This is a genomic window from Bradyrhizobium sp. Ce-3 (assembly GCF_022835695.1).
In the GTDB taxonomy this organism is placed as follows: Bacteria; Pseudomonadota; Alphaproteobacteria; order Rhizobiales; family Xanthobacteraceae; genus Bradyrhizobium.
Genome location: NZ_BQUV01000092.1, coordinates 1 through 309 on the forward strand (window position 1 = coordinate 1; position 309 = coordinate 309).

General features: G+C 37.5%; 1 protein-coding gene. It reads right to left on the bottom strand.

Annotated features, from left to right (window positions below):
• Nucleotides 1-309: anaerobic ribonucleoside-triphosphate reductase (gene nrdD / locus BRSPCE3_RS35950; protein ID WP_244071867.1), on the bottom strand; the 309-nt coding region annotated here is incomplete at both ends.

A 309-nucleotide genomic window follows, 5' to 3' on the forward strand; every position in this document is an offset into this window, starting at 1 on the left:
TTCATAAGCTTGAAATGCATCGTATACGTCTTTTTCTGTTTTAGATTGGGCATAATTCAACGCATCAGCGATTTGCCATTTTTCTGCATCCTCAATATGTTTTGCATAGGTACGTTTAACATAAGGAGAAAGTACTTTATCTACATTCGCAAAAGTCGTTCCGCCGTATTGGTGAGAAGCAACCTGTGCAGTAATTTGTGCCATAATCGCAGTAGCAACGCCAATTGATTTAGGAGTTTCAATCTGTGCATTACCTAGCTTAAATCCGTTCTCAAGCATTCCTTTTAAATCTACTAAACAGCAATTAGT